We start from the raw sequence: 365 nt of genomic DNA on the forward strand, positions 1-365 counted from the left end.
AGCCTTGAGGGAAATTTCTTATCTCATCTAAGCTAAAGCTATCTTTTGAGTTTAGTGTGTCTTCGCCAACTACTTGGGAGAGAATTTTATAGGCATTATTTACGGTTTTTAGTATATCGATGCTATCAAAAGTCCTTTGCATATAGTCAGACTGCGTCTCTATCCTTACTAACGACTCCAGCGTGCTTGAGTGAATTTTATAATCACTTGGTATGCCAGCTTGTTTATTAAACTCATCTGTAAAGTAGCCATCTTTATCTACCTTGTAGCCTAAAACCTCTGAGCTTGTTTGTTTGGTGGCAACTTTGGTTGATACCTTTATGTTCTGCTCTAAATTTAAGGGGTAGCTACCAAGTGCGTTTATC

Annotated in this window: 1 protein-coding gene; it reads right to left on the minus strand. The window is 37.8% G+C overall.

Annotation, left to right across the window (positions count from 1 at the left end; genetic code table 11):
- A partial coding sequence (locus UNSWCS_RS11990) for a Cj0814 family flagellar-dependent secreted protein (protein WP_035143718.1) occupies positions 1-364 on the minus strand: 364 nt, incomplete at its 3' end.
- Position 365: the final 1 nt, after the last annotated feature.

Source organism: Campylobacter concisus UNSWCS, assembly GCF_000466685.1.
GTDB classification, from domain to species: Bacteria; Campylobacterota; Campylobacteria; order Campylobacterales; family Campylobacteraceae; genus Campylobacter_A; species Campylobacter_A concisus_A.